Consider the following 24,581-nt stretch of genomic DNA (forward strand, 5'->3'; position numbering starts at 1 on the left):
CGCGATGTATCCTGTCGCCCGGCGGCGACTCGGGCGTACGGCCGCCCACGTGGACGCCCTCAGCGCCGCCAGGCGAGCCCTGAACGCCGCAAGACCCCGCGGACGGCGTTCCCCCTCGCCGCCGCCGTCGTCGACCAGCCGCCGCGGACGCAACCCCGGCGTCCGGCTTCCTTCGGAGCTCCCCCGAGTCTCCGGCATCCCCGTCCCCTCCCCGTCCGTCCACGCACCACGTCACCCGCGATGCGCTGCCTTCGAAGGTTAACCAACCAACCCTCGAGCCGGTCACCGCCGAACGCGGGGCTGTGACAGGAGTATGACGTCCGGCACCGACACCGGACCCCGCCGTCACAGGACCGCTCGCGCTCCGGCCGCGGGAAGCGCACCGGGCGCCGCCTCCTGCGCTCGCGTCCCCGCTGCTGACAGGATGGCCCCGATGAGTCGCCCACTCCTCTACCTGGACGTCGACGGCCCGCTCAATCCCTGGGCCGCGAACCCCGAGCGGCGGCCCGCCGGGTACACGACGCACCGGATGAAACCGGACAACTGGATCGCCCTGCACGCCGGTGCGCCGCCGGACGCCGTACCGACGCTGCGAGTGCGGCTCAATCCCGCGCACGGCCCCCGGCTCCTCGAACTGAGCAGCCTGTACGACCTGGTGTGGGCCACCACGTGGGGCGAGGACGCCAACGTGCACATCGCACCCGTCCTCGGGCTTCCGCACCTGCCGGTCGTGGCCTGGCCCGCGCTCTTCGGCGAGGGCGAGGAGGGGACCTACTGGAAGACGAGCCACCTGATCGCCCACGCCGCCGGGCGGCCCTTCGCCTGGGTGGACGACGAGGTCGGCGAGGCGGACCGCGCTTTCGTGGCCAGGCGGCACGGCGCCCCGGCACTGCTGCGCCACGTCGACCCCCGGGTCGGCCTGAGGGAGGAGGACTTCACCGCACTCGACGCCTTCGCGCGTGCGCTGGGCCCCGACCACACCGGGTGAGACCCGCACCGCGATCATGCCGACATGGGCCCGAACGACAGTCCCTCTCCCGCGCGCCGACGCGAGCCCGCCGTCATCGAGACGGAACGCTTGCTGCTGCGACCGCTCACCCGCGACGACGTGGACCACATGGTCACCTTGCACGCCGACCCCGAAGTGACCCGGTTCGTACCGACGTTCACCCGCGCACAGGCGTACGCGCGGCTGGCCGAGATCGAGGGCCAATGGGCGGAGCGCGGACACGGGCTGTGCGCCGTCGAACTCAAGGAGACCGGGGAGTTCATCGGGCGCTGCGGACTCAACCACTGGGACGTCTTCGACGAGGTCGAGGCGGGCTGGACCTTCCGGCGTTCCTCCTGGGGCCGCGGATACGCCACCGAAGCCGCACGAGCCTGTGTCGAGTGGGGCTTCCGGCGGCTGGACGCCCCCTACTTCACCGCGATGATCCACCCGGCCAACACGCCCTCGGAGAGGGTCGCGCAGCGGCTCGGATTCACCCCGCTGCGCGAGGACCACTTCCTCGGCCACGACGTCCTCGTCCACGCCCGGTACCGTCCCGGTCACGAAAAGAGGTGACGCGGGCGCCATGGTGGACGCGGGGAAGAGCGAGGCGGAGAGCGGCAGGGAGCGCGGCGCCGCACGTGGGGGAAAACAGCCGCTGTTGAGACTGTCGGGCGTCGGCCGCCGCTTCGGCGAGCGGCAGGCCCTCCACCCCCTCGACCTGGACGTGACGGCGGGCACGTGCACGGCACTGTTCGGACACAACGGATCGGGCAAGTCGACACTGCTGCGCCTGGCCTGCGGCCGGGACAAGCCCACAGTGGGCACGGCACTGTTCGAGGGCAGACCCGTCGACGAGGACGACCCGCAGGTACGGGCGCGCGTGGCCGTCGCCGGTGACACCGTGGCGTTCTACCCGGACCTGACGGTCCGCGAGCACCTCGAACTCATCACCGTCGCCCACGACGTGGCCGACGCGGACGGCTGGATCGACCAGGTGCTGGCGGACCGCAGGCTGAGCGGACACGCGCACCAGCTCCCCTCCGCCCTCTCCTCGGGCCAGACCCAGGCGCTCCAGCTGGCCGCGGCCCTCGTCCGCCCGCGCGACCTCCTCGTCCTCGACGAGCCCGAACAGCGACTCGACCCGGCGGCGCGCGTCCGGCTCGCACAACTCCTGCGCGGCGAGAAGGCCGACGGGGTCGCGCTGCTGCTCGCCACCCACCAGGCGGAACTCGTCCACGCGGTGGCCGACCACGTCGTCGTCCTGGAGGACGGCCGCGTCCGCGCGGAGGGCCCCCCGGACGTGCTGCACGAATGGGACGGTGGGACGTGAGCGGGTCTGCTGACCGCTGCGCCGGCCGACCTGCCGAAAAGTCCCGCGGGGAGGGCGCGGAGGGCGGGGAGGACTCCGTACCCGCCCCGGTCGACACTGCCCCGGACGACGCGGGGCCGTGCGACGGGGCCGACGCCGACGCCGACGCCGACGCCGACGCCGACGCCGACGCCGCCTGGAGCCCCGAGTACGACCGCACCCGAGAGACGCTCAGGTGGCTGCGCGACAAGCGGCGGGCCCACCGCGGCCAACGCAACCGCGACCTCGCCGTCACCGCGTACGGCATCCTGCTGCTGGGCGTCGGCTACGGCAGCACCCTCGGCTACCGCTTCGCGCAACGCCTCGGGCACCTCGCCGCGGACGACCACACCTCCGAGGCGGCGGGTCGCGCACTGCCGGCCGTCCTGGTACTGCTGGCGTGCGGACTGGCGGTGCTCGCAGCCCGGGACGCGCTGTGGCGCGGGCCCGTCCTGGTGCCGCGCCCCGACCTGTCCTGGCCGCTGGCCCAACCGGTGCGGCGGGACCGGCTGCTGCGGCCGGCCTTCCGCCTGACGACGGCCCTGATGACGGTCGCCGGGGTGCTGTGCGCGGTGGGCGGGGCGGTGCTGCTGCGGCTGACGGGGTCCACCGCGCTGGGCCCCGCACTGGCGCTGTGCATGCCCGCAGGCGTGTGCCTGCCACTGTTGGCAGCCGCGCTGGCGCTGCAGGTCGAACGCCGCCTGAGCTGGGCACGACGCGTCCGTACGCTGACGCCCTACGCGGTCCTGCTGCTGGTCGCGCTCGCCGGGCAGGCGGCCTGGTCGGCGGCCTCGGGCGGGCCGGCGGGCGGGCAACGAGCCGTGCTGCGCGTACTGGAGACGGCCGAGCTGTGGTCCGGCCCCTGGGGCTGGGCGGTGCAGCCGATCCTGCACGCGTCGAGCGGGCACGCGCCGGGCTGGCCGGTGGCCACCGCGCTGCTGGCGGTGGTCACCGCCGCCGCCGTGGTGCACGCCGATCGGACCGCCGGGACGATCCCCACCCGGCGGTTGCGGGCCCGCGCAGCGACGGCAGCGACCGTGGCCTCCGTCCTGTGGTCCGTCGAGCTGCGCGCCGCCAAGCTCGCGGTCGCCGAGGCGCTCGCCGACGGCGCTTCCGGCACCCGGCGGCGGCTGCCCGCGCCGCGCTCGCGCCGGCTCGTGGTCGCCTGGCGGGACGCCGTCGCGCTGCTGCGCGCACCCGGGCGCCTCGTCGGCGCTGCCCTGTGGATCGCCGCAGGCGCCGGGACGGCGTCCTTGGCGGTCGCGTTGGAGGGAACCGCACGCCTGGTCGTCCTGGCCGTGGCGCTGGCGCTCGGCTGGTTCGGGGTGGGCAGGCTGGCCGAGACCGCGCGGCTGGAGGCGGACGATCTACGGCGCTCCTCGTGGTCCCCGTTCCGCTTCCGCGCTCTCATGTTCCAGCACGCGCTCGTGCCGACGGCGCTCGGCGTGGTGCTCACCACGCTCGCGGCTGTCCCGTTCGCCCTGTACGGCGGGGAGCGGGCCTTGTTGCTGATGCCGCTGTGCGCTCCGCCGTTCGCCGCCGCCGCGGTGCTGGCGGCGGTACGCGGTCCCGTGCGGACGGAGCTGATGTCACTGGGGTTGGTCACGCCCGCCGGGGACGCCAGCGCCTTCGTCTTCCTCTTCTGGTACGCGGCTCCCTTCCTGACGACCGTGGCCGCGCTGACCGCCGGGCTGGGCACGAGCGGCGCCCTGGAGCCCGGCGCGCCGCCCGAGGCCCTCCTGCGGCCGGTGATGACGGCGCTGTCCCTCACGTGCGGACTGCTGTTCGCCACCGCGCGGCGAGTGAGGAAGCTGCTGCGCCCGGCGGATTGAGAGCGGTCGGCCTGCGGCTCGGTCTCCCTCCCGCACGCTGCCGAGTAGCCTCCGGAGGTGCGGCGGCCCGCCGCTCAGCCGCCCTCCGGGGGTCTGGCGGGCTGCCGTTCAGTCACCCTCCGGTGTGGGCAGGATCTGGCGCAGCAGTCCGCGCGGGTGGCCTCTGCGGCGCCACTCCCGCGGGTAGCCGATGGAGACCTCCTCGAAGCGGACGCCGTCGTGGTGGGTGGTGCGGGGGATGTGGAGGTGACCGTAGACGGCCGCGGCCACCGGATACCTCGTGTGCCAGTCCGCCGTCAGCTCCGTACCGCACCACTGTGCGAACTCCGGATACCACATGACGTTCGTCGGCTCGCGCAGCAGCGGCCAGTGGCTGGCCAGGACGAGCGGAGTGTCCGTACCCAGCGCGTCGAGCCGCTCACGGGTGACGGCGACCCTCTCCCTGCACCAGTCGTCGACGGCCGGATACGGGTCCGGGTGCAGCAGGAACTCGTCCGTGCACACCACGCCGGTCTCGTGCGCGCGGGCGAGGGACTCCTCCTTCGTCCGCGTCCCGGGAGCCGTGAAGGAGTAGTCGTACAGCAGGAACAGCGGTGCGATCACCACTTCGCCCTCCGGCCCCTGCCAGCGCGCATACGGGTCCTCAGGAGTCAGCACGCCCAACGAACGGCACAGCTCCACCAAGCGCTCGTAGCGCGCCACGCCGCGCAGTTGCACCGGATCGCCCTTCGGGCTCCACAGCTCGTGGTTGCCGGGCGTCCAGATGACGCGGGCGAACCGGCCCGCCAGCAGCCGCAGCGCCCATTCGATGTCCGCGAAGACCTCCGCGACGTCTCCGGCGACGATCAGCCAGTCCTCGTCGGTGTGCGGCCGCAGCGAGTCGGTGACGGGCTTGTTGTCCGCCATCCCCACGTGCAGGTCGCTGACCGCGAGCAGACGTCCACGGCCCGATGCCATCCGGTACTCCCTCGATCCCCCGCTGTCCCCTGTCGGCACCGACGATAACCGTCGGCACCGACACGGCGCACGGGCTCGAGCAACCCGTCTTCTGCTCCCTGGGCGGTCAGCGAGCCCGTCGCCGGGCGGATCGGTGCGGTGCCGCGGGCCCCGGCCCGGACCCGGGCCCGGTGGTGGCCGTCCGGGTCGGCGGCAGGGAGCGGGCGCGCGAGCGGTAGACGATGTAGGGGCGTGCCAGGTAGCCCAGTGGCGCCGTGAAGGCGTGCACCAGTCTGCTGAACGGCCACAGCGCGAAGAGCGCCATCGCCAGGAGGGCGTGCATCTGGTACACCGCAGGGGCCGCGCGCATGGCGGCCACGTCCGGGTCCAGCGCGAACAGGCTGCGGAACCACACGGACACGCCCAGCCGGTAGTCGTAGGAGCCCGAGAGCCCGCTGGACGTGGTGGCCGTCAGCCCGGCCAGCAGCACCACGAGCAGCAGGGCGTGCACGGCGACGTCGCTGCGGCTGGTCGCGGCCCGTACCGCCCTCACCCGCAGTCTGCGCCACAGCAGCACCGTCAGGCCCGCCAGCGCGGCGAGCCCCGCCGCGCCGCCCGCCACCAGGGCGTTGAGGTGGTAGAGGCGCTCGCTCACCCGGAGGTCCTCGGTGAACCACTCGGGTACCAGCAGTCCGACCACGTGCCCGCCGATCACCAGGAACAGGCCGTAGTGGAACAGCGGCCCGCCCACCCGCAGCAGCCGGCTCTCGTACAGCTGGCTGGAGCGGGTGGTGAACCCGAACCGGTCGTACCGGTAGCGCCAGGCGGTGCCGCCGAGGAAGACGGCGAGGACGAGGTAGGGCAAGGCGCCCCACAGCGCGGTGTTCACGTGCGTCACCGGCGTGCACCTTCCGTGTGGGGGAGCGGGGCGGGGAGGTCGACGAGGGGTCCCGGGCCGAGGCCCACCGTCTCGGCGGGTGGGCCCTGGTGCGCGAGGGCGCGCACGGCCGCACGGTCGGCGGGTGCGGGCGCGGGCAGGGTCTCGCACACCGCGTGCAGCACGGCCGCGTACGGGCTGCGGTAGCCGGTCAGCGCCTTGGTCAGGAGCGTCAGTCCGGCCCGGTGCTCGGTGAGCACCCCGACACCGGGGTCGGGGCACCGCGCGGCGAACTCCAGGACGTCGGGCAGGTGGTCGGGCAGCTCGCCTTCGGGTACCGCCCAGCCGTGCCGGCGCATCAGCGCTTTGAGCGCCGCCAGTGAGGCACCGCGCCTGCGGGTGTCGCCGTCGGAGTAGTAGGTCAGGTGCAGCGTGCGCCGCCGGCTGCGGTCGAACGTCGCCACGTAGCGGGAAGCCAGCCGGAGGGCGGGCACGTCCGCGACCTCGTGGCAGAACCGCAGCACGTCGGCGGCCTGCGGGCAGGCGCCGGGCGGCAGCGCCGACAGCGTGGTCTCGACGGTCAGCACCCTCTCCGGCCAGTTCTCGTCCGGGTAGCCCAGCAGCAGTGAGGCGGCCTGGTGGACCAGCGCGGTCGTCACGCGTGCTCGCCTCCCCGGCGGCGGGGGAAGAGCCCGGCTGGGCGCCCTCTGCCGTTCCAGTTGAGGAGGTTGACCCGCCCGGAGGTGGGGGAGTCCGCCGGAGCACCGGCGTCCGTGCCCGCGTCCGCGCCGGTACCGGCCTGCGCCGGGACGGGGGAGAGCGCGTGGAAGGCGTCGGCATGGCTCTCGTACATGCCGGGGCCGCCCTCGCCCTCCAACCCGCATCCGCTCGCGCCGGGGTCGGCCGGCACCTGCCCCGTGTAGCTGGTGGGGATGACGTACCGCTCGTCGTACTTGGCCAGCGCCAGCAGCCGGTACATCTCCTCCATCCGCCCGGCGTCCATGCCGACGGCTTCGGCCAGACGGGGATCGCGTTCCTCACCGAGGTTGATGCGGCGCATGTACGAGCGCATCGCCGCCAGCCGGCACAGCGACGCCTCGACGGGAACCGTGTCGCCCGCCGTGAAGAGGCCGGCCAGGTACTCCAGCGGGATGCGCAGCGAGTCGATGGCTCCGAACAGCGCCGCGGGGTCCTCACCGTCGTGGCCGTCGCGGCTGAGCGCCTCCACGATGGGTGAGAGCGGGGGCACGTACCAGACCATCGGCATCGTGCGGTACTCCGGATGCAGCGGCAGCGCCACCTTGTACTCGCTGATGAGGGCGCGCACGGGGGAGCGGCGCGCCGCCGTCACCCAGTCGTGCGGGATGCCCGACTCCTCCGCCGCCTTGGCCACGTGCGGGTCCCATGGGTCGAGGAAGCACTCCAGTTGCGCCTCGTACAGCTTTTGCGGGTCCTCCACGGACGCGGCCTCGCCCACCCGGTCGGCGTCGTAGAGCATCACCCCCAGGTAGCGCAGCCGTCCCACGCAGGTCTCCGAACAGACGGTCGGCTCCCCGGCCTCGATCCGCGGGTAGCACAGCGTGCACTTCTCGGCCTTGCCGGTGCGGTGGTTGAAGTACACCTTCTTGTACGGGCACCCCGACACGCACATCCGCCAGCCCCGGCAACGGTCTTGGTCGACCAGCACGATGCCGTCCTCGATGCGCTTGTAGAGCGCGCCGGAGGGACAGACGGCCACGCACGAGGGGTTGAGGCAGTGCTCGCAGATGCGCGGCAGATAGAACATGAACGCCTGCTCGTACTCCAGGCGTACCCGCTCGCCGGCCCGCTCCAGTTGCTGGAGCACCGGGTCGCCTGACAGCCGGCCGGGCCCGCCGCCGAGATCGTCGTCCCAGTTGGGCCCCCAGGTGATGTCCGTCTCCGCGCCGTCGATGAGGGAGCGGGGGCGTGCGGTGGGCAGGTCGTCGCCCAGCGGGGCGCTGGTCAGCGTCTCGTAGTCGTAGGTCCAGGGTTCGTAGTAGTCGGCCAGGGTGGGCAGCTCCGGGTTGGCGAACAGCCGTGCGAGGCGACGGGCGCGGCCTCCGGAGCGGGGGACGAGGCGGCCGTGCTTGAGTTTCCAGCCGCCCTTCCACCTGTCCTGGTCCTCGTGACCGCGCGGGTAGCCCAACCCCGGGCGTGTCTCCACATTGTTGAACCACGCGTACTCGGTACCGGCCCTGTTGGTCCACGTCTGCTTGCAGGTGACCGAGCAGGTATGGCAGCCGATGCACTTGTCGAGGTTCATCACCATGGCCACCTGAGCCATCACCCGGCCCGGCGGAGCGTTCTTCTTCCGGCGCTTGCTCTGCTGGTGCGTCTGCTGTGTCTGCTGCGTCTGGTGCGTTTCGTGCTCAAGACGCGTCTTGTGGGACTCTTCCGTCTCTTGTGTCCGGTGCTTCCGGGGTGTCTTCGCGGACATGATGGTTCAGTACTCCACGGGCTCGGTGCGGCGGCGAATGACGGTGACCGCGTCGCGCTGGTTACCGGTCGGTCCGTAGTAGTTGGGCGCGAATGAGAGCTGGGCGTAGCCGCCGATCAGATGGGTCGGCTTGATCAGCAACCTGGTCAACGCGTTGTGGACCCCGCCACGGCGCCCTGTGGACTGCGACTTGGGCACGTTCACCAGGCGTTCCTGCACGTGGTACATGAACACCGTGCCGGTCGGCATCCGGTGCGAGACGACCGCCCGCGCGCTCACCACGCCGTTGCCGTTGACGGCCTCGACCCAGTCGTTGTCGGCCACCCCGATCGTCTCCGCGTCCTCGACGCCCATCCAGATGACGGGGCCGCCGCGCGCCAGGGTCTGCATCAACAGGTTCTCCTGGTACTCGGAGTGGATGGACCACTTCGAATGCGGCGTCAGGTACCGGACGGTCACCGCGCGGGCCCCGCCCCCGCCCCCCGCGTCCGTCTGCTCGCCCAGCGCTGCCAGGTCGAGCGGTGGCCGGTAGACGGGCAGTTGCTCCCCCAGCTCGGCCATCCAGTCGTGGTCCAGGTAGAAGTGCTGGCGCCCCGTGAGGGTGTGCCAGGGCTTGCGGTGCTCGGTGTTGACCGTGAACGGGGAGTAGCGGCGGTCCGGGGCCTCCTTGCCCGACCACTCGAAGCTGGTGCCGACCTGCACGGGCCGCGCCTGGGTGTCGGAGAAGACCACCCGCCACTCGGTCACCGAAGCGGCCAGCTCGCCCAGCCCGCTCTGGTGGCCGCAGCGTTCGGCCAGCGCCGCCAAGCCCTCGGCGGCCAGCCGTCCGTTGGTCGTCCCGGACAGCGCCAGGATCGCCTCGCACAGCTTGACGTCGGTGTCCAGGGAAGGCCGCCCCTCGGCGGCACCCGTCCGCGCGGTGCCGCACCGGTCCGCCAGCCAGCGGCTCTCCGCCTCGGGACGCACGGTGACCCCCCGCACGGTCATGCCCCGGCTCTCCGCCAGCGGTCCGAGCGTGCCCAGTTTGTCGGCGATCGCGGTGTAGTCACGCTCGACGACCGTGAAATCGGGCAGGTTGCGCCCGGCGACCGGCAGTTCATCGCCCTCCCGCCAGTCGGGCGCCGTGCCGCCCGGTTGCGCGACCTCACCCTGGGTGTCGTGCTGGAGCGCGGTCGCTACCAGATCGTGCGCGGTGTCCAGACGGCCCTCGGCCAGTTCGCCGACGCGGGCGGCCAGACTGTGGAAGATCTCGAAGTCGGTGCGGGCCTGCCAGGGCGGACTGATGGCGGGCGAGAAGGCGTGCACGTACGGGTGCATGTCCGTGCTGGACAGGTCGTGCTTTTCATACCAGGTGGCGGCCGGTAGCACGAGGTCGGCGTGCAGCGTGGTCGACGTCATCCGGAAGTCCAGCGCCAGCAGCAGATCGAGCTTGCCGCGCGGCGCCTCCGCGCGCCACGCCACCTCGCGCGGCCGCTCGCCCGGCGGCGCCTCGCGCGCGCGGGCGTTGTCGGACGCGCCCAGCAGATGGCGCAGGAAGTACTCGTTGCCCTTCGCCGACGAGCCGATCAGATTGGCCCGCCACACGGTCAGCACCCGCGGCCAGTTGACGGGCGCGTCCGGGTCCTCGCAGGCGAAACCCAGCCTTCCCGCGGCCAGCTCGCCGGCCACCCAGGCCCCCGGTTCCGCACCGCTCTCCCGCACCCGCCGCCCCAGCTGAAGCGGGTTCGCCGCGAAGGTGGGGTACGAGGGCATCCATCCCAGCCGCGCGGACTGCGCCACCAGATCGACGGTGTGCCGCCCGGCGAACACGCCGCGTGCCGAGGGAGCGGCCAGCGCGTCCGCGCGGAAGCTCTCGTACCGCCACTGGTCGGTGTGCAGGAACCAGTACGGCGTGCCGGGCACCTGCCGGGACGGCCGCACCCAGTCGGCGGCCGACTGCAACTGCTGCCACCCCGTGTACGGACGCACCTTCTCCTGCCCCACGTAGTGCGCCCAGCCGCCCCCGTTGACGCCCTGGCACCCGGTGAACGTCAGCAGCGCCAGGAAGGAGCGGTAGATCGTGTCCGAGTGGAACCAGTGGTTCGTCCCGGCCCCCATGACGATCATGCAGCGGCCCCGGGTCTTCTCCGCCGTGGTGGCGAACTCCCGCGCCGCGCGTACCACCGCCCCCGCGGGGACGGACGTCAGCCGCTCCTGCCAGGCGGGGGTGCACGGCTGCTCCGCGTCCTCATAGTCCGCCGGCCACCGTCCCGGCAGGCCGGGGCGGTGCACACCGTAGCGGGCCAGCAGCAGGTCGAAGACGGTGGTGACGGTGCGGCCCGCCACGGTCGTCACAGGCACCGAGCGCCGTACGGCGCCCTGCTGAGCCGGGCCGTCACCCGGCTCGCTCTCGAAGCGCGGCAGCAGCGTCTCCACCGTCCGGCATCCGCCGGCGCGGTAGAGACTGAGCCGCGGCTCCACCTCGCCCAGGTCGAGGTTCCAGCGCCCCTCGTCGCGCGCGGACCACCTGTCGCCCAGCGTCCCGCCCGGGGCAACCGGCTGGTCCGTCCGGGCGTCCAACAGGACGGGCCGCCACCGGTCGGCGGGCTCGCCCGACGGGGTGTGATCGTCGCGCGGAGGGTGCCCGCCCGGCAAAGGAGGCTCGTCTCCTGGCGGGTGCGCGCCCGGCATCCTCCGCTCGCCGCACCGTGCCGGCCGCTCGTCGGCCGCCAAGTCGGCCGCGGTCACGAACTTGCCCGGCACATGGGTGCCGTCGGGCCGCTGCTCCATCTCCACCAGGAACGGCAGGTCGGTGAAGCGCTTGACGTAGTCGGTGAAGTACGGCACCTGGCGGCGCACGAAGAACTCCGTCAGCACCACGTGCCCCATGGCCATCGCCACCGCACCGTCGGTGCCCGGATGGGGGTGCAGCCACTCGTCGGCGAACTTCGTCGCGTCCGCGTAGTCGGGCGAGACGACCACGACCTTCTGCCCCCGGTAGCGGGCCTCCGCGATCCAGTGCGCGTCCGGGGTCCTGGTCACCGGGACGTTGGAGCCCCACAGCATCAGATACGCCGCGTCCCACCAGTCACCCGACTCGGGAACGTCCGTCTGGTCCCCGAAGACCTGCGGCGAGGCGATCGGCAGGTCCGCGTACCAGTCGTAGAACGAGACCATCGGCGCGCCGATCAACGACATGAAACGCGCACCCACCGCGTGCGAGGCCATCGACATCGCCAGAATCGGCGAGAAGCCCGCGACCCGGTCGGGACCGTAGGCGCCGATCGTGTGGACGTGCGCGGCCGCCGCGATCTCCAGTGCCTCGTCCCAGCCGATCCGCACCAGCCCGCCCTTGCCCCGCGCCGCCTGGTAGCGCCGCCGGCGTTCCGGGTCACCGGTGATCTCGGCCCAGGCGGCGACCGGGTCACCCAGCCGCTGTCTGGCCTCCCGGTACATCTCGACCAGCACCCCGCGGGCATGCGGGTAGCGCACCCGCGTGGGGGAGTAGGTGTACCAGGAGAACGAGGCTCCCCGCGGGCAACCGCGCGGCTCGTACTCGGGCCGGTCCGGACCGACCGAGGGGTAGTCGGTCTGCTGGGTCTCCCAGGTGATCAGCCCGTCCTTGACGTACACCTTCCACGAACACGACCCCGTGCAGTTGACCCCGTGAGTGGAGCGCACGACCTTGTCGTGTGCCCAGCGTTCCCGGTACGGACTGTCGTTGACCCGCTGCTCGGGGCGGTAGGCGGCACGCAGGTCCGCGGTCGTCTCCGTGCGTCGCAGGGAGGCCCCCGCTCTCAGCAGCCGGTCCGTCGCCGCCATGGCGGCCTGATCCGCTTTCTGACGCGCCTTCGGGCGTCCCATCGAAACCAACCCTCCCGGGGGCGTCGCGCCGACCTCGCGCGGACAGCCACCCTTCCGCCATCCGGAACTCCCCCGCTCCGGACGACAGCCTCTCCCTCTTTCCTGTCGAAAACGCGCGGTTTTTGGGTTGGTTGGAGAACACCTATACCGACTTTTCCGTGGCCTTTACAGTAATTGCGTCGTACATGCACCAGGGGTTCACTCGCCGTCATCCCCCGCCGACTGCACGGCAGGTACCGACAGGCGCTCCAGCGTGAGAATCGCGAGGTCGTCCTGCTGATGCGGGTGAGTGAAGGCCCGTACGTCTTCCCTGAGCGCCTGCGCCAGCCCCACCGCGGAGCCCTCTGACCGCCCCGCGGCCTCGCCCCTCCCACCCCCTCTCTGCGCCCCCTCCCCGGCCTTCTCTTGGGTCTCCTCGGTCTCGGAGGGCGTCGAACCGGCAGCCTTCGACTCTTCCACCAGGGCGGCGAGCCGCTCGGCCAACGGATAGAACAACCCGTCCCCGTCCCTGGCCTCCGACAGCCCGTCCGTGTACAGCAATAGCGTCGATTCCGGCGGAAAACTGAAACCGTCCGCCACACGGCCCTCGCTGACCAGCGACGCCAGACCCAACGGCACACCGATGTCACCCAGCTCGACCTGGACGGGAGCGCAGGAATCCCGCACCAGGAAGGGCGGCAGGTGACCGCAGTTGACGGCCTGCGCCGTCCCCTGGTCCACCGGGTCCACGCACACCACCAGCGCCGTCACGAACCGCTCCGGCTCACCCGACTGGCGGGCATAGGCGTTGTGCCGGACGACGGACATCTCCAACGCGTCCACCAGCCCGGCCGGCGTCGGCTCCCGGTGCGCCGCCTCACGGAAACCCCCCAGCACGGCGAACGCCACCCCCACCGCCGACAGCCCCTTCCCCTGCACGTCACCGATCAGCACCCGGGTGCCGTAGCGGGTGGCGGCCACGTCGTAGATGTCGCCACCGAAAAGCTTGTCCTCCTGTACCGGCTCGAAGATCCCGTCCACCCGCACCTGCGACGTCAGCTCCGGCAACGGATGCAGGATGTGCTGCTGGACGACGGCCGCCGTCGAGCGCAGCCGCAGCAGTTCGGTGTCCCGCGCGATACGCCAGCGACTGCCGTAGACCGCGAGTCCCGCGAAGACCAGCGTCAACGCCAACGTGATGCCGTCGTCCAAGTGATAGCCGGGCGACCGTGCGAGGGAAGCGGTCACCGCGGCCAGTGCCCACACGGAGGCCACCTGCGTCTGCCGCACCGTCCCCAGGCTCGCCGCGATCGCCGGCAGAAAGATCAACAACCCGATCAGCCGAACCTCGGACCCCGCCGCCAGACTCAGGACGAGCACCAGCAGGGTCAAGGCCGCCAGCCACGCAGCGAACACGCGCGTCGAAAGGGACTTCGGCCGCTGCTGCTCAACACTGCTCTGCGTCTGCAGCGCGGTCGGCCGAAGCCGGTCCACCACCTTGTGCTGCTGCCCCAGCTGCTCCATGGCCCGTTCCTAGCGTGAGACGCTCCGGTTGCGAGGTCCGGCCCCCATCCTCACCCGGACCCGGCCCGTCGCTCGTCGCGACACCGCGACACCCGTGCGATGCCGTGGTACCTGTGCGGTGCTGTGGCACTTGTGGGGTGCTGTGGCACTTGTGGGGTGCCGTGGCGCCCGTGCGAGGACCGTGCGGGGTGAGAGGGCGAGGGATCTGAGGTGCAACAGGGGAGGGGGCGAGGCGGGCGTACCACGAGGAGCGGGATTCGGGCCGGTGCCGCTCCGTGGAGGACGGGCCGGTCGAGGACAGCTCGGTCGAGGTGGCCGGACTCGTGGCTCTGCCGGGGGGCTCCGCCTGCGAGGGGCTCCGCCGGGGGAGCAGGGAAGGGGATGGAAGCCGCTGGGCTCAGGCCCGGGTGTCCGGGCCCCTGGAGTCCAGGCCCATCTGGTTCAGTGGAAGGTGCGGGTTCGCATCCTGCTGCCACGAAGTCTCCAGTGGCTCCGGGCTGTGCAGCGGAATGCCCGGGTCGACGCTGCCGACTGGCGGCCACTCCGGTCGCTGATCCGCGGGTAGCGTGCGCAGGGCTTCGCTGACACTGGTGAAGACCGGCAGTACCTCGGTGCTGCCCGTGAGGGCGAGCACCGCGGCCAGCCGTCGCCCCACGCAGGCGAGCAGGAGACTGCCCTCTCTTCTGTGCAGCAGCCAGCGCAGCGCGAGCAGGCAGTTGAGCCCTCGCGAATCGCAGAAGACCAGAGCGGTCACATCCAGCACCAGATGGCGATACCCCGAGGTGACCACGGCCCCGATGCGGTCCAGGTAGAACTCTTCCGATGCCCTGTCCAGTTCACCGCTGAACCGCAGTACCGCGCACTCGTCCTTAACGGTGAGCGGGGTGATGGTCAGACGGTCGTTCTCCCGCGACCTCACTCCGCCTCCGTCCCCCGGCAGAGTGCCGGTGCTCTGTGCGCGCCTGCCCGATCACAGACCCGCGCTCTCCGAGTATCCCAAACCCGACCATTCGAACAGGCCTCCCCGGAGTGGAGCCCGACAAACCCGGCAGCCAAGCCAGCGCGCATCAGACACCCCCACACTGCCGCGCACAAGCGAGCCGGTGAGGGAGGGGCTGTCCCCGCCCGCCGCTCTCAGTGCTCGCTCGGTACCACTTCTTGCGTACGTTTCCGTCGTTCCCGTCCACGGAGATCGTACGTCCCGCCGACCGCATGTGACGGCGCGTCGGCCGAGTCACTTTCCTGCGAGTCACGCTCCTCGGTGTCGCTCTCCCGAGGACCTCCACCTCCGTCGGACTTGCTCTCCCGTCGACCTTCGCCTCCGTCGGGCGGAGCCGTGCGCGCCGCCCGCATGCCCGTCTTGCCGTGTGGGCGGGTCAGTTCCGCCATGAACTGCGCACCGGCCAGCAGGGACAGGTTGGACAACCACAGCCAGATCAGGAAGACGACGATCCCCGCCAGTGAACCGTACAGCCTGCTGTACGCGCTCAACGACGCGTACAGGGTGAACCCCGCCGAGGCCACCAGCCACAGCAGCGCCGCCAAGATCCCGCCCGCGAGTCGGTAACGCCGCGCCAGGGGTGTCGCGGGGCCGGTGCGGAAGACCACCACGACCAGCAGCGTGACCAGGCACAACAGCACCGGCCACTTGAACAGCGCCCACACCACGGCGCCCGTGCCGCCCATTCCCATCCAGCGTCCGATCGTCTGCGCCACGGGCCCCGAAAGAGTGAGCACCAGCGCGCTGGCCACCAGCAGTCCCAGCGCGGCGAGCGCCGTCAGTACGATCCGGTGCGCCTTGCGCAACACCGGCCGCTGATCCTCCACCGCGTGCATCGCGTGCAGCGCCCGCCGGAACACCGCCAGGTAGCTCGACGCCGACCACATCGCGCTGACCCCGCCCACTATGACCACCGTCAGCGCCGCCGACCGCTCATCCGCCATGTTGCGCAACACCTGGTGCAGCGATTCACCGGCCTGTGCCGGCGCCCATGCCGTGATGTGCTCGATCAACTCGTCGGTGGCGGCCGGGCTGACCAACCCGATGAGCGAGACCGTCACCAGCAGTGCGGGAAGCAGCGCGAGGATCGCATAATAGGTGAGCGCGGCTGCCCAGTCCGACACGTCGTCGTTCCACATCGAGACGGGCGTGCGACGCAGTGCCGTCCGCCAGTCCCGGTGCGGCGGTGGCGTGGTTCCGCCGGTGGGTGGCTGGGGTCTTGCCATGCTTCCTCTCTCGCCTGTCGCTCGGGGCTGTGGTGGTGCGGGGCAGAGGGCGGTGGTGCCGGGGGGCGCGGGTGCGCCGCGCCGGTCGGCATCCGGGCCTGTCGGTCGGCGTCTGAGTTGCATCGCTGGGGCCGTCGTCGATCGGTCGACGATCGGCTGCCGAGGGGCTGCCGTCGTTGCTGCTCGGTGGTCGGGGGAGGGCTGGTGCGGATCCCCGGCCGGACGTATCCGCCGCCGGGGGTCGGCCGTTCGGGATGGCTGAGCTCGTTAGGCGGCGCGCTGGGAACGGTGTGAGCGTACGCTTATCCGGACGTCCGCTCTGACCGGACGGGGCGCTGCCGTGGAACGAGCCTGGGCGAGCGGTTCGTCGAACAATTGTCTGAGTACTGTCTCGGGTCGGGCACCGGGCTCCAACCGGAGATGGATGTGCGCTCGCAGCTCCCGCGCCCTCGCCCGCACCCGTACATGGGCGCCCGCTACCGAAGGCAAGGCGCGCACCTCACGCGTCAGCGCGTCCGCCAGGGCATGCGTCCGTACAGTGACTTCCGGGTGGGAAAGCGGAAGCACCCGCAATCCGCCTCGTCTGGCCTGGGCAAGAAGCCCCAGCAAGAGCGCCACGAGCAGCAACGCCGTGCCGGTGATGATCACAGGCGTCCACCACGCCCGCTCTCGCAGCTCATTCAGCCCCGGCCGATCCAGCAGCACCGATCCCGGTTCGGCAGTGGGCCACCAGGGCGGCAGGTGGTGGCCCACCCGGTCGGCAACCCAGGACGACGTACTCAGCAGCCACACGCCACCGGCAAGCAGCGCGACGCCGGTCAGGAGCAGCAGTGTCCTGTTGGTGGCCTTACGTGGACTGCTCATGCCCTGTTTCCTCCTCTCCTTCGTTTCCCTCGCCGCCGGCACTCCGGCCCGGGGCGTCGGCTTCCGTGGCGGAGTCGCCCGCCACATCCTGCGTCGTCGTGGTCGCCCTGCCAGAGTTTCCGCCCGGCGCGGCCTCGTCGCCCGGAAGCCCTGGACCGGCGGGGGCTGGGGTGGAGCCGCTGCCTGGCGCGGGGGGTGACCCGGCCGGGGTGGGGGTCTCCCCGGGCGGGCGCCAGTGGGGCTCGGGTCGGACGGTGACCCGTAGCCGTGGCGGGCGGGCCAGGCCACAGCCGCGCAAGGCTTCAGCGGCCGCGCCCCGCGCCGCCTCCCGCGCGGCCACCCGCTCGCCGAAGCTCACTGCCGCGCGGACCCGGACCCGGCGGCGCCCGCACCGGACCGCGACGCGGGCGACACCTTCCACCGTGGAGACCGCGTCCCGCACGAGGACCGCCACGGAGGAGCGCTCCAGCGTGACATGTGTCCGCTGCCCGGGAGGGGAGGCCGGCAGGAGCCGCCGCAGCCCGGGGGTGAGAGCCAGCCACGCCAGCCACAGTCCGGCCACGGCGGCCACCGCGCCACCGACGGTGACGGACGCGTCGCCCGGGCCGTGACCGGAGAGCCACTCGACAAGATCCCGGCGCCAAGGGGACGGGGAGCGGCCCGATGCGTGCACGGACACCACGTCGGCGAGCAGGACGGCGCACGCCAGCAGTCCCAGCAGAATGAGCAGAGCCATGGGCACGCTCCGCTGCGACCAAGGCCGTGCCGCCCGGCGCCGTGGAGCGGTGGACGGTTCCTCGGGCGTGTCGGCCGGCTGGCGCGTCAATCTGTCGGCCGCCGGGCGGCTCGCCAGGGTGCCCACCCGGACCCGGGCCTTGGTCACCGTCAGCCCCGTCAACCACGCGGTCCCTTGCGTCAGATGCTGCTGCACCCGGGAGCTGGTCTCCTCCAGTGCCGTCGGATAGGGCAGTGTGACGTCGACAGCGACGTGGGTGCGCTGCCCCTGAACGGAGGCTGACGTGCCCGTGACCTCGACCTGGCCCTCGGGCAGTGCTTCGGCGGCGGCCCGCTGGGCGATCCGTCGCACCGCGCGGTCGGCGACGGTGGTGGAGCCGCGTCGGCCGGGCTCGATCACCGGCGCCTCCGATCAGCGCCGCGCAGGAACTCCCGCCAGTCAAGGCCGTCGTCCACCATCCGGCCGACCGCGAACCCGATCGCTCCCAGCGCGGCCACCAGCAGAAAAGCCCCGAAGCCGCCGAACCACGCGGCGAACGCCAAGGCCATGCCGACCACCAGGCCGATCAACGCTCCGTTCACCCTTGTCTCCCCTCACCTCGTCCGTCAATCGCCCCGTATGTCCCGCCGACCGCCTCCAGACCGAGTCGCGGCGACCGTGAGACCGGGCCACGCGCCCGCCGCGAGAGGCAGGACGCCCGTCGGGTCACTCGACGCGGGTGTCCGAGCCGGTGTCTTCCTCCTCGGGCAGGTGGATGTCGTTGACGGCAACGTTGACCTCGACGACCTCCAGACCGGTGATGCGCTCCACCGCCGAGATCACGTTCTCCCGCACGTCACGGGCGACGTCCATGATCGGGACGCCGTACTCCAGCACCAGGTCGAGATCGATGGCGGTCTGCCGTTCACCGACCTCCACCTTGACGCCCCGCCCCACGTTGGGGCGGCCGCCGGGCACCCGGTCGCGGACTGCGCCGATCGTGCGGGACAGACCACCGCCCATGTCCCACACGCCGGGGATCTCCCGCGCGGCCATCCCCGAGATCTTGACGACCACGACATCCGCGATCGACGTCTTGCCGCGGGTGGGCGCGGGCTCCGCGGCGCCCGGGGCGCCACCGCTCACCGTCGTGGAGCCGGGCGTCTTCGCCTGGTTCAGCTTGCTCTCCGCCGGGTTGAGGGTCTTCTGCGGCGTGGTCATCGTTGCCTCCTCGATGAGTCGGGATCGTGCCTGTCTACTGCTTCCGACACACCGGGCGCCGATCCGTTACGCAGTTGGGGGAAGAAAATTTTTGAAAATCGCCGCCGTGACCGCGTAACGCGATCGGGAGCCGACGTGTCCAACCCGCAGAGGCGAGTGAAAGGAGCCGCCGTTGCCGGGGGATGAGAAGACGAGGTCGCCAGCGGACGCGGAGGGCGTGTTGCGCGACGCGCTGCTGGCCGTGCGGGCGGGGCAGGGTGATGAGGAGGCTTTCGAGGCCCTCGTACGCCGCTACGCGCCCGCGCTGCTGCGGCTCGCGACGCGGCTGCTCGGCAACCGAGCGGAGGCTGAGGACGCGGTGCAGGAATCATTGGTGAGCGCGTGGCGGAAGCTGCCGGAGTTCCGGCAACAGGCCGGCTTCCAGACGTGGATATACCGCATCGTGAGCAACCGCTGTCTCAACGTGCTGCGCAGTCGTAGGCCCCTCACCGGCCTGGACAGCATTCCCGAGCCCGCCGCGCCCGACCACCTGGTCTCCCCGGAGCGGTCGGCGGAGTCGCAGGCGGCGGCCAAGGCGCTGTTCGAGGCCCTGGCGCGGCTCTCGCCCGAGCAACGCGTGTGCTGGGTGCTCAGGGAGATGGACGGGCTGTCCCACGAGGAGATCGCGGAGACGGTCGGTATCCGCCCCGAGGCGGTTCGGGGACGGGTTTTCCGCGCGCGGCGCTGTCTGACGGAGGCGATGGGCGCATGGCGATAAACGACGGGACCTATCCGGCACACGGAGCAGACGGAATCCAGGACGGGCTCCTCCCGCAGGAGGGTACCGCTCCGGCAGGAGCGATCAGTCCGGCAGAAGTTCCCACCATGGGCGAAGAGGATGCCGCTATGGAGGAGATCGAGGACGAGGGGGTCGATGAGCGCCTGCCGTGCGGCCGGCTGCTCTCGGAGGTGTGGGAAGCGGATGACCAGGGGGCGGGTGATCCGCATCTGCGCGAGTGCCCGCACTGCTCCACGGCACGTGCGGAGCTCGGTCTGCTCGGTGACACGGTGCGGGACGTGCTGGCCTCGGAGCCGGACGACGGAGACGGGCGGGGCTGGGACACCACGGCGCTGACCGCGCGAGTCATGGACGTGGTGCGGCTGGAGCTGCGCCCCGGCCGCCCTCTTCCGCTGGGGGAGACGACCGAGGATCTGTGGATCATGGAGGCGGCGGCCGCGAAGACGGTGCGGGCAGCGGCCGAGTCACTGGAGGGGGTACACGCGGGCTCCTGCCGCATCGGCCCGCCGCCAGAGCAGTTCGTCCCGGCCCGGGCGCCGGAGGAGCGGCGCAGCCCGACCCACGTGCAGCTGGAGGTGGCCGTCTCCGATCTCGCTCCGCTGCGGGAGGTGGCCGACGGGGTGCGTGAGCAGGTGCGCATGGCGGTGGACCACGAACTGGGGATGGATGTCGCCGCCATCGATATCCGGATCACCGACATCTACGCCGACGAGGACGACGACGAGGAGATAGGCATGCCGGGCCGGGCGGATCACGGGAGGACTGGGTCGGGGCGGCCCCCGGTCGGTGGCTGGGAGGTGACCCTCGATGACCGGTGACGAGCGGGAACAGCGCGTCGCAGCCGCGGCGGCAGCCGCTCTCCAGGTTCCGGGTGTCGCCTTTCTGAAGCCTGGCCTGGCAGGCAGGCTGCGGGCCTCCGCCTCGGCTCTCGCCAGGACGGGGAAGGGTCCGGACCGTCGCCGGGCCGACCCGACGGCGGGCGTGCGGGTGCGCCAGGGCCCGCCGTGGACGGCGGAGGTGCACATCGTGCTGCAGCGCGGTCACCGGGCGTTGGACGTCACTCGCGCGGTGCGGTCCGCGGTGGCGGATTCCTTCGGCGAAACCCCGGTGCGTGTCACCGTCACGGTCTCCGGAATGGTCTGACCTCTCCCAGGCTCGCGCGGGTCGATGCATGAAGACGGAGGCGCCGGGTAACTGACCCTGCATCCGTTCGAGCGTTCAAGCGGGGCACCGCTCGGCGGGCGGCGCAGTAGCACGCTTTGCGTACTACTGCGCCGGGGAGAGGAAAGACCCCCACATTCGCGGGGGCCGGCCGTTTTCCACGGTGAGCGACCGCGAAGACGGGAGACAGACATGGATCAGGCAACAGCGCTTCAGGACGAGGAGGAGCGAACTCTTCCGGCGGCCATGGCACAGACCGCTTACGTGAGCGGCAGTTTCGAGGCCCGTCAGCTCACTCGGGAATTTCTCACCACTCTCGTGCCAGAACCCTCGCAGGAGACCACGGAGACGTTCCTGCTGGTGGTGTCCGAGTTGGTGACCAACGCGCTGCGGTACGGGAACGGCGTCACGGACTTCCAATTGGGAGCCACGCGCGACACCCTCACAGTCGACGTGGGGGATTCCAATTCCGCGCTTCCGCGGGAGCGGCCCCCGGGAAGCCTTGAGGGCGGGGAAAACGGAGGATTCGGCTGGCCCATCATCCGCCACCTGGCCCACGACATCACCATTCGGCTGCGTCGCAACAATGGGAAGATCATTCACGCGGGTATTCCGATGTGAGGAGGCGAAGAGCTCGCGGGAATCACCGCGGGCGGCGGCAGCGGCCACGGCCACGTCGCGCGAAGCCCGATGCGGCTCGGTGACGGCTACGCGGGTGAGGGTGGTACGGGAAATGCATGTCGTACGGGGAATCGACCATGTCGGAGTGACCGTTCCCGATATCGATGCCGCGACGGAATTCTTCGTTCGGGCGCTCGGGGCTGAGAAACTGTATGACACGCTGCCGCGGGAGGAAGGGCCCAAGAGGGGTGAGGAGACCGTGCGGCGCCTGGGGGTACCAGCGGGCACCGAGCAGGTGGCCATGCGGATGCTGCGTCTGCCGCACGGCCCAGGTCTGGAGCTGTTCGAATTCCGCGGTCCCCGCCGACGGGAAGCGGCGGTTCCGAGTGATCTGGGCTGGCAGCACCTGGCGTGCTACGTCGAGGATCTGCCCGCCGCTTGTGAGGCCGTGCGTGAGGCGGGCGGGACCGTGCCGGATGAGCCTCGTCCCCTGCCGGGCCCCGAGGCTGGTCCCCGCAACCGATTCCTCTACTGTCGCACCCCCTGGGGGAGCACTTTGGAGCTGCTGACCTACCCCGATCCCATGCCCTACGAGGAGACCACCGAGTTGCGTCGCTGGCATCCGTAGAGCTCTCAGGCGGCACGCACGGTTGGCTCGTGGGGGCGCACGCGTGCTCGCGGCGTGGTCGTCGGTCGTCGCCCCCCTCCGCGCTCCGCTCCAGCTGGGACCGGCCGGAGCGTGCCGGCCCCCGGCACGAGGTAAGGATGCATGAGCGCGCTTGAGGTCGACCCCGGCATGCTCCCTGGTGAGCCGGGTTCGGGCGGGTGGCTCCTGGTGGTGAACCCGGCCGGGGCAGGTCGCTCCTGGTTGTGAGTGCGGTTCGCGCAGGCGGCTCCTGGCCATCGGCCGACCCGGCCCGAGCAGGGCTTTGCCGGGTGTCAGCTGAGGTGGGGCGCACGGGAAGGGCTTTGGCGGGCGTCAGCTGGAGTCCGGAATGCGGACCCTTGTCGTCAGCCCGCAGGAGGCGGGCGGTCTTCCCCGTATCGGTTCAGATGCGTCGGCGGTCAGCCAGTCAGTCGGTCAGGCAGCCGACCAGCCGACCAGCCGACCAGCCGGCCAGCTGACCAGCCGACCAGCTCATCAGCCGAGAGCCGGCCAGTCGACCAATCGGACAGACGGGTGCCGGCCGGGTCGGGCGGCGGGCTCACCGGCTCAGCCGGTCGGTGAGCGGGGTCAGGTCGGATCGGTGGGTGGTGCGTGGTCGGTCGCCGGGGTGGACTGGGCGGCTTCGCGGGCGCGGAGCCGTTCCCGTTGCGGTACCACGGTGTACTTCGGATCGGCCAGTGTCGCGCGGCCCGCGTGGAAGACCCCCAGGCGGGTGCAGACCGATCCGGCCAGCAGGGCCGCCCCGCTCAGCGCTGCCAGGCCGCGGTTGCGGCCGCCTGTCGCGGCGCCGGCCAGTGCGCCGGCCGCGGTGAGCACCTTGGCGGAGCGCATCAGCCGTCCCGCGAGCCCCTCGCGGTACGTCTCGGCGACCATGCCCAGCCTGGACTCCATCCGGTGGGTCGCGGCGGCCTCCAGCGCGGCGCCGAAGAGGGCGGCGTGCCGCGCGGGCCGGTTCTCCCGCAGGGGTGCGGTCAGCAGCGCGGTGCCGGCCGCGGCGGCGGTGGCGGATCCGGCGAAGACGAAGGGCAGTTCGCGGTAGCCGTCGTGCCAGGCGGGCGTCGCGGTGTCGGAGGCCAGTACGGCCGTGTAGGTGGCGACGGCGGGTCCGAGCAACGCGGCGCCCGCGGTGGCGGTGTGCCCGGCGCGTGGCAGGACGCCTGTCATGTCCGAGATGGCGGCGGCGCCGGCCAGCGGCCCGTAGGCGGCCAGCAGCCAGGAGCCGACGCTCATCGGGGAGGTCGGTTTGAGAACGCGCAGCATGTTGGCGAATCTGGCGGGTTTGCCGAGGTCGTGGATGAGCGCTGCGGCGGAGCCCGCGATGGCCACCGTGGAGGTGATCTTCATGGAGCGCGCCATCACGGGCCGCTGTGTCGCCGTGGCTCCGGCGGCCAGCAGCGAGCCGGCTCCGGCGAGTCCGCCGAGGAAGAAGTAGCCGCCGATGTTGAGGGGTTTCCACTCGGGGGTGTTGAGGATGGGCTTGCCGTAGTAGGAGGTGAACTCCGCGTCGGGGACGACCGTTTGTTCGCCGCGGCGCTTGCGGCGCCGCTTGCCGCCGTTGAGCGGGGCCGTCGTCATAGCCGCCTCCTTGCGAACGGGCTGCGTGTGGTCTTCGGTTTGCCGCTTGTCGCGAAGGCGGCGGCGAGTCCGCCCAGCAGGGTGAGTGCGGCCGCGCCTGCCTGCTTCCACATGGCGGGCAGGTCGCGGGTGGTCACCACCGGATCGGGTGGGAGGCCGTAGACCTCGGGTTCGTCGAGCAGCAGGAAGAACGCGCCGTCGCCGCCCACGCCGTCGTCGGGGTCGTGGCCGTAGAGCCGGGCGTCGGGGACGCCCGCGCGGTGCAGTTCCTCGACCCTGGCTGCTGCTCGTTCGCGCAGCTCGTCCAGTGGGCCGTACTGGATCGACTCGGTGGGGCACGCCTTGGCGCAGGCGGGCGTCTGGCTTTCGCCGAGCCGGTCGTAGCACAGGGTGCACTTGAAGGCGCGGCCGTCGTCGGGGCGCTGTTCGATGACGCCGTAAGGGCAGGCGGGTACGCAGTAGCCGCAGCCGTTGCAGATGTCCTCTTGCACCACCACCGTGCCGAACTCGGTGCGGAAGAGTGAGCCGGTCGGGCAGACGTCGAGGCAGGCGGCGTGTGTGCAGTGCTTGCACACGTCGGAGGACATCAACCAGCGCAGTTCGGAGGAGCCGGAGCCTTGGGCGGCCAGGGCGAAGACGTCGGCGTCGTCCTCCGCCCCTTCGCTTTGGGGATTTCGAGAGCCGTCCCCTTGGTGCTGGTGCTCACCCTGGTGCCGGCCCTGGTGGGTCTTGGGCACGACCGGCTTGCTCTGTTCGATGAAGGCGACGTGTCTCCAGGTGGAGGCGCCGAGTCCCTGGGTGTTGTCGTAGCTCATCCCGGTCAGCTCCATGCCGTCTTCCGGGATGGCGTTCCACTCCTTGCAGGCCACCTCGCATGCCTTGCAGCCGATGCACACGGAGGTGTCGGTGAAGAAGCCGACGCGCTCGACGGTGGCCGTCACCTCACGCGTCCCCGTACCGCCGGC

General features: G+C 71.7%; 23 protein-coding genes. 9 read left to right on the forward strand and 14 right to left on the reverse strand.

The annotated features are described in order from the left end of the window. The first annotated feature begins 433 nt into the window (after nucleotides 1-433). The 4 genes from DTL70_RS18340 to DTL70_RS18355 are packed head-to-tail and all read left to right on the forward strand — an operon-like array spanning nucleotide 434 to nucleotide 4,171. Nucleotides 434-988 (forward strand): HAD domain-containing protein, encoded by a 555-nt coding sequence (locus DTL70_RS18340; protein ID WP_114023030.1) that lies wholly within the window; start codon nucleotides 434-436, stop codon nucleotides 986-988. Between the two features lie 24 nt (nucleotides 989-1,012). After that, nucleotides 1,013-1,564, forward strand: coding sequence for a GNAT family N-acetyltransferase (locus DTL70_RS18345; protein ID WP_114023031.1), 552 nt, complete (start codon nucleotides 1,013-1,015; stop codon nucleotides 1,562-1,564). Nucleotides 1,565-1,574: 10 nt separating this feature from the next. Continuing rightward, entirely contained in the window at nucleotides 1,575-2,321 is a 747-nt protein-coding gene (locus DTL70_RS18350; protein ID WP_114023032.1) for an ABC transporter ATP-binding protein, read from the forward strand. Continuing rightward, nucleotides 2,318-4,171 carry a hypothetical protein gene (locus tag DTL70_RS18355; RefSeq protein ID WP_181860978.1) on the forward strand — a complete coding sequence of 618 codons (1,854 nt, stop codon included), beginning with the start codon at nucleotides 2,318-2,320 and terminating at the stop codon, nucleotides 4,169-4,171. The genes DTL70_RS18350 and DTL70_RS18355 overlap by 4 nt, the downstream gene beginning before the upstream one ends. A gap of 108 nt (nucleotides 4,172-4,279) precedes the next feature. Here the strand turns inward: DTL70_RS18355 and DTL70_RS18360 are convergent, their stop codons facing one another. From DTL70_RS18360 to DTL70_RS18415, 12 genes are all read right to left on the reverse strand, one after another. Continuing rightward, on the reverse strand, nucleotides 4,280-5,128 hold the full coding sequence (locus tag DTL70_RS18360) for a metallophosphoesterase family protein (protein ID WP_114023033.1): 849 nt from the start codon (nucleotides 5,126-5,128) through the stop codon (nucleotides 4,280-4,282). Between the two features lie 106 nt (nucleotides 5,129-5,234). Then, nucleotides 5,235-6,005, reverse strand: a complete 771-nt coding sequence (narI, locus tag DTL70_RS18365) for a respiratory nitrate reductase subunit gamma (protein ID WP_114023034.1) — start codon at nucleotides 6,003-6,005, stop codon at nucleotides 5,235-5,237. Further along, nucleotides 6,002-6,643 carry a nitrate reductase molybdenum cofactor assembly chaperone gene (gene narJ, locus DTL70_RS18370; protein ID WP_114023035.1) on the reverse strand — a complete coding sequence of 214 codons (642 nt, stop codon included), beginning with the start codon at nucleotides 6,641-6,643 and terminating at the stop codon, nucleotides 6,002-6,004. Before narJ ends, narI begins: the two co-directional genes overlap by 4 nt. Beyond that, entirely contained in the window at nucleotides 6,640-8,289 is a 1,650-nt protein-coding gene (gene narH / locus DTL70_RS18375) for a nitrate reductase subunit beta (protein WP_114023211.1), read from the reverse strand. The genes narJ and narH overlap by 4 nt, the downstream gene beginning before the upstream one ends. Nucleotides 8,290-8,448: 159 nt before the next feature. Continuing rightward, nucleotides 8,449-12,285, reverse strand: coding sequence for a nitrate reductase subunit alpha (locus tag DTL70_RS18380; RefSeq protein WP_245979450.1), 3,837 nt, complete (start codon nucleotides 12,283-12,285; stop codon nucleotides 8,449-8,451). A gap of 198 nt (nucleotides 12,286-12,483) precedes the next feature. After that, a complete protein-coding gene (locus tag DTL70_RS18385) occupies nucleotides 12,484-13,788 on the reverse strand; it encodes a PP2C family protein-serine/threonine phosphatase (protein WP_114023036.1) in 1,305 nt (434 codons plus the stop codon). 397 nt (nucleotides 13,789-14,185) lie between these two features. Then, on the reverse strand, nucleotides 14,186-14,707 hold the full coding sequence (locus DTL70_RS18390) for an STAS domain-containing protein (RefSeq protein WP_114023037.1): 522 nt from the start codon (nucleotides 14,705-14,707) through the stop codon (nucleotides 14,186-14,188). Between the two features lie 215 nt (nucleotides 14,708-14,922). Then, on the reverse strand, nucleotides 14,923-16,014 hold the full coding sequence (locus tag DTL70_RS18395) for a YihY/virulence factor BrkB family protein (protein ID WP_114023038.1): 1,092 nt from the start codon (nucleotides 16,012-16,014) through the stop codon (nucleotides 14,923-14,925). Between the two features lie 267 nt (nucleotides 16,015-16,281). Then, complete coding sequence (locus DTL70_RS33255) at nucleotides 16,282-16,878, reverse strand: hypothetical protein (protein ID WP_147266791.1); 597 nt, start codon at nucleotides 16,876-16,878, stop codon at nucleotides 16,282-16,284. Beyond that, the gene (locus tag DTL70_RS33585) at nucleotides 16,862-18,013 is read right to left on the reverse strand and encodes a DUF6286 domain-containing Asp23/Gls24 family envelope stress response protein (RefSeq protein ID WP_181860979.1); all 1,152 of its coding nucleotides are present in this window, start codon (nucleotides 18,011-18,013) and stop codon (nucleotides 16,862-16,864) included. The genes DTL70_RS33255 and DTL70_RS33585 overlap by 17 nt, the downstream gene beginning before the upstream one ends. Then, a complete protein-coding gene (locus DTL70_RS18410) occupies nucleotides 18,010-18,195 on the reverse strand; it encodes a hypothetical protein (RefSeq protein ID WP_114023041.1) in 186 nt (61 codons plus the stop codon). The genes DTL70_RS33585 and DTL70_RS18410 overlap by 4 nt, the downstream gene beginning before the upstream one ends. Nucleotides 18,196-18,319: 124 nt before the next feature. Beyond that, on the reverse strand, nucleotides 18,320-18,814 hold the full coding sequence (locus DTL70_RS18415) for an Asp23/Gls24 family envelope stress response protein (RefSeq protein WP_114023042.1): 495 nt from the start codon (nucleotides 18,812-18,814) through the stop codon (nucleotides 18,320-18,322). Between the two features lie 172 nt (nucleotides 18,815-18,986). Between DTL70_RS18415 and DTL70_RS18420 the strand changes: the two genes are divergently transcribed. The 5 genes from DTL70_RS18420 to DTL70_RS18440 all read left to right on the forward strand — a co-directional run bounded on the left by DTL70_RS18420 (nucleotide 18,987) and on the right by DTL70_RS18440 (nucleotide 22,002). Continuing rightward, nucleotides 18,987-19,571: an RNA polymerase sigma factor gene (locus DTL70_RS18420; protein ID WP_181860980.1), complete on the forward strand. Its 585-nt coding sequence runs from the start codon at nucleotides 18,987-18,989 to the stop codon at nucleotides 19,569-19,571. Nucleotides 19,572-19,678: 107 nt separating this feature from the next. Next, a complete protein-coding gene (locus DTL70_RS18425) occupies nucleotides 19,679-20,410 on the forward strand; it encodes an Asp23/Gls24 family envelope stress response protein (protein ID WP_181860981.1) in 732 nt (243 codons plus the stop codon). Then, nucleotides 20,400-20,735, forward strand: a complete 336-nt coding sequence (locus DTL70_RS18430; RefSeq protein ID WP_114023043.1) for an Asp23/Gls24 family envelope stress response protein — start codon at nucleotides 20,400-20,402, stop codon at nucleotides 20,733-20,735. The genes DTL70_RS18425 and DTL70_RS18430 overlap by 11 nt, the downstream gene beginning before the upstream one ends. 210 nt (nucleotides 20,736-20,945) lie before the next feature. Then, nucleotides 20,946-21,374 carry an ATP-binding protein gene (locus DTL70_RS18435; protein WP_114023044.1) on the forward strand — a complete coding sequence of 143 codons (429 nt, stop codon included), beginning with the start codon at nucleotides 20,946-20,948 and terminating at the stop codon, nucleotides 21,372-21,374. A gap of 112 nt (nucleotides 21,375-21,486) precedes the next feature. Continuing rightward, nucleotides 21,487-22,002 (forward strand): VOC family protein, encoded by a 516-nt coding sequence (locus DTL70_RS18440; protein WP_114023045.1) that lies wholly within the window; start codon nucleotides 21,487-21,489, stop codon nucleotides 22,000-22,002. A gap of 606 nt (nucleotides 22,003-22,608) precedes the next feature. Here the strand turns inward: DTL70_RS18440 and nrfD are convergent. Both nrfD and DTL70_RS18450 read right to left on the reverse strand, forming a co-directional pair. Next, nucleotides 22,609-23,616 carry an NrfD/PsrC family molybdoenzyme membrane anchor subunit gene (gene nrfD / locus DTL70_RS18445; RefSeq protein WP_114023046.1) on the reverse strand — a complete coding sequence of 336 codons (1,008 nt, stop codon included), beginning with the start codon at nucleotides 23,614-23,616 and terminating at the stop codon, nucleotides 22,609-22,611. Beyond that, the gene (locus DTL70_RS18450) at nucleotides 23,613-24,557 is read right to left on the reverse strand and encodes a 4Fe-4S dicluster domain-containing protein (protein WP_114023047.1); all 945 of its coding nucleotides are present in this window, start codon (nucleotides 24,555-24,557) and stop codon (nucleotides 23,613-23,615) included. Before DTL70_RS18450 ends, nrfD begins: the two co-directional genes overlap by 4 nt. Nucleotides 24,558-24,581: the final 24 nt, after the last annotated feature.

The sequence above is a fragment of the Streptomyces diacarni genome (assembly GCF_003323715.1).
Lineage (GTDB): Bacteria > Actinomycetota > Actinomycetes > Streptomycetales > Streptomycetaceae > Streptomyces > Streptomyces diacarni.

Bases quoted from the DNA above. Each gene is read 5' to 3' on its own strand.
- DTL70_RS18340 (WP_114023030.1), top strand. From the start codon at position 434: ATGAGTCGCCCACTCCTCTACCTGGACGTCGACGGCCCGCTCAATCCC.
- DTL70_RS18345 (WP_114023031.1), top strand. From the start codon at position 1,013: ATGGGCCCGAACGACAGTCCCTCTCCCGCGCGCCGACGCGAGCCCGCC.
- DTL70_RS18350 (WP_114023032.1), top strand. From the start codon at position 1,575: ATGGTGGACGCGGGGAAGAGCGAGGCGGAGAGCGGCAGGGAGCGCGGC.
- DTL70_RS18360 (WP_114023033.1), bottom strand. From the start codon at position 5,128: ATGGCATCGGGCCGTGGACGTCTGCTCGCGGTCAGCGACCTGCACGTG.
- narH (WP_114023211.1), bottom strand. From the start codon at position 8,289: ATGGCTCAGGTGGCCATGGTGATGAACCTCGACAAGTGCATCGGCTGC.
- DTL70_RS18380 (WP_245979450.1), bottom strand. From the start codon at position 12,285: ATGGGACGCCCGAAGGCGCGTCAGAAAGCGGATCAGGCCGCCATGGCG.
- DTL70_RS18385 (WP_114023036.1), bottom strand. From the start codon at position 13,788: ATGGAGCAGCTGGGGCAGCAGCACAAGGTGGTGGACCGGCTTCGGCCG.
- DTL70_RS18395 (WP_114023038.1), bottom strand. From the start codon at position 16,014: ATGGCAAGACCCCAGCCACCCACCGGCGGAACCACGCCACCGCCGCAC.
- DTL70_RS33255 (WP_147266791.1), bottom strand. From the start codon at position 16,878: ATGAGCAGTCCACGTAAGGCCACCAACAGGACACTGCTGCTCCTGACC.
- DTL70_RS18415 (WP_114023042.1), bottom strand. From the start codon at position 18,814: ATGACCACGCCGCAGAAGACCCTCAACCCGGCGGAGAGCAAGCTGAAC.
- DTL70_RS18425 (WP_181860981.1), top strand. From the start codon at position 19,679: ATGGGCGAAGAGGATGCCGCTATGGAGGAGATCGAGGACGAGGGGGTC.
- DTL70_RS18430 (WP_114023043.1), top strand. From the start codon at position 20,400: ATGACCGGTGACGAGCGGGAACAGCGCGTCGCAGCCGCGGCGGCAGCC.
- DTL70_RS18435 (WP_114023044.1), top strand. From the start codon at position 20,946: ATGGATCAGGCAACAGCGCTTCAGGACGAGGAGGAGCGAACTCTTCCG.
- DTL70_RS18440 (WP_114023045.1), top strand. From the start codon at position 21,487: ATGCATGTCGTACGGGGAATCGACCATGTCGGAGTGACCGTTCCCGAT.
- nrfD (WP_114023046.1), bottom strand. From the start codon at position 23,616: ATGACGACGGCCCCGCTCAACGGCGGCAAGCGGCGCCGCAAGCGCCGC.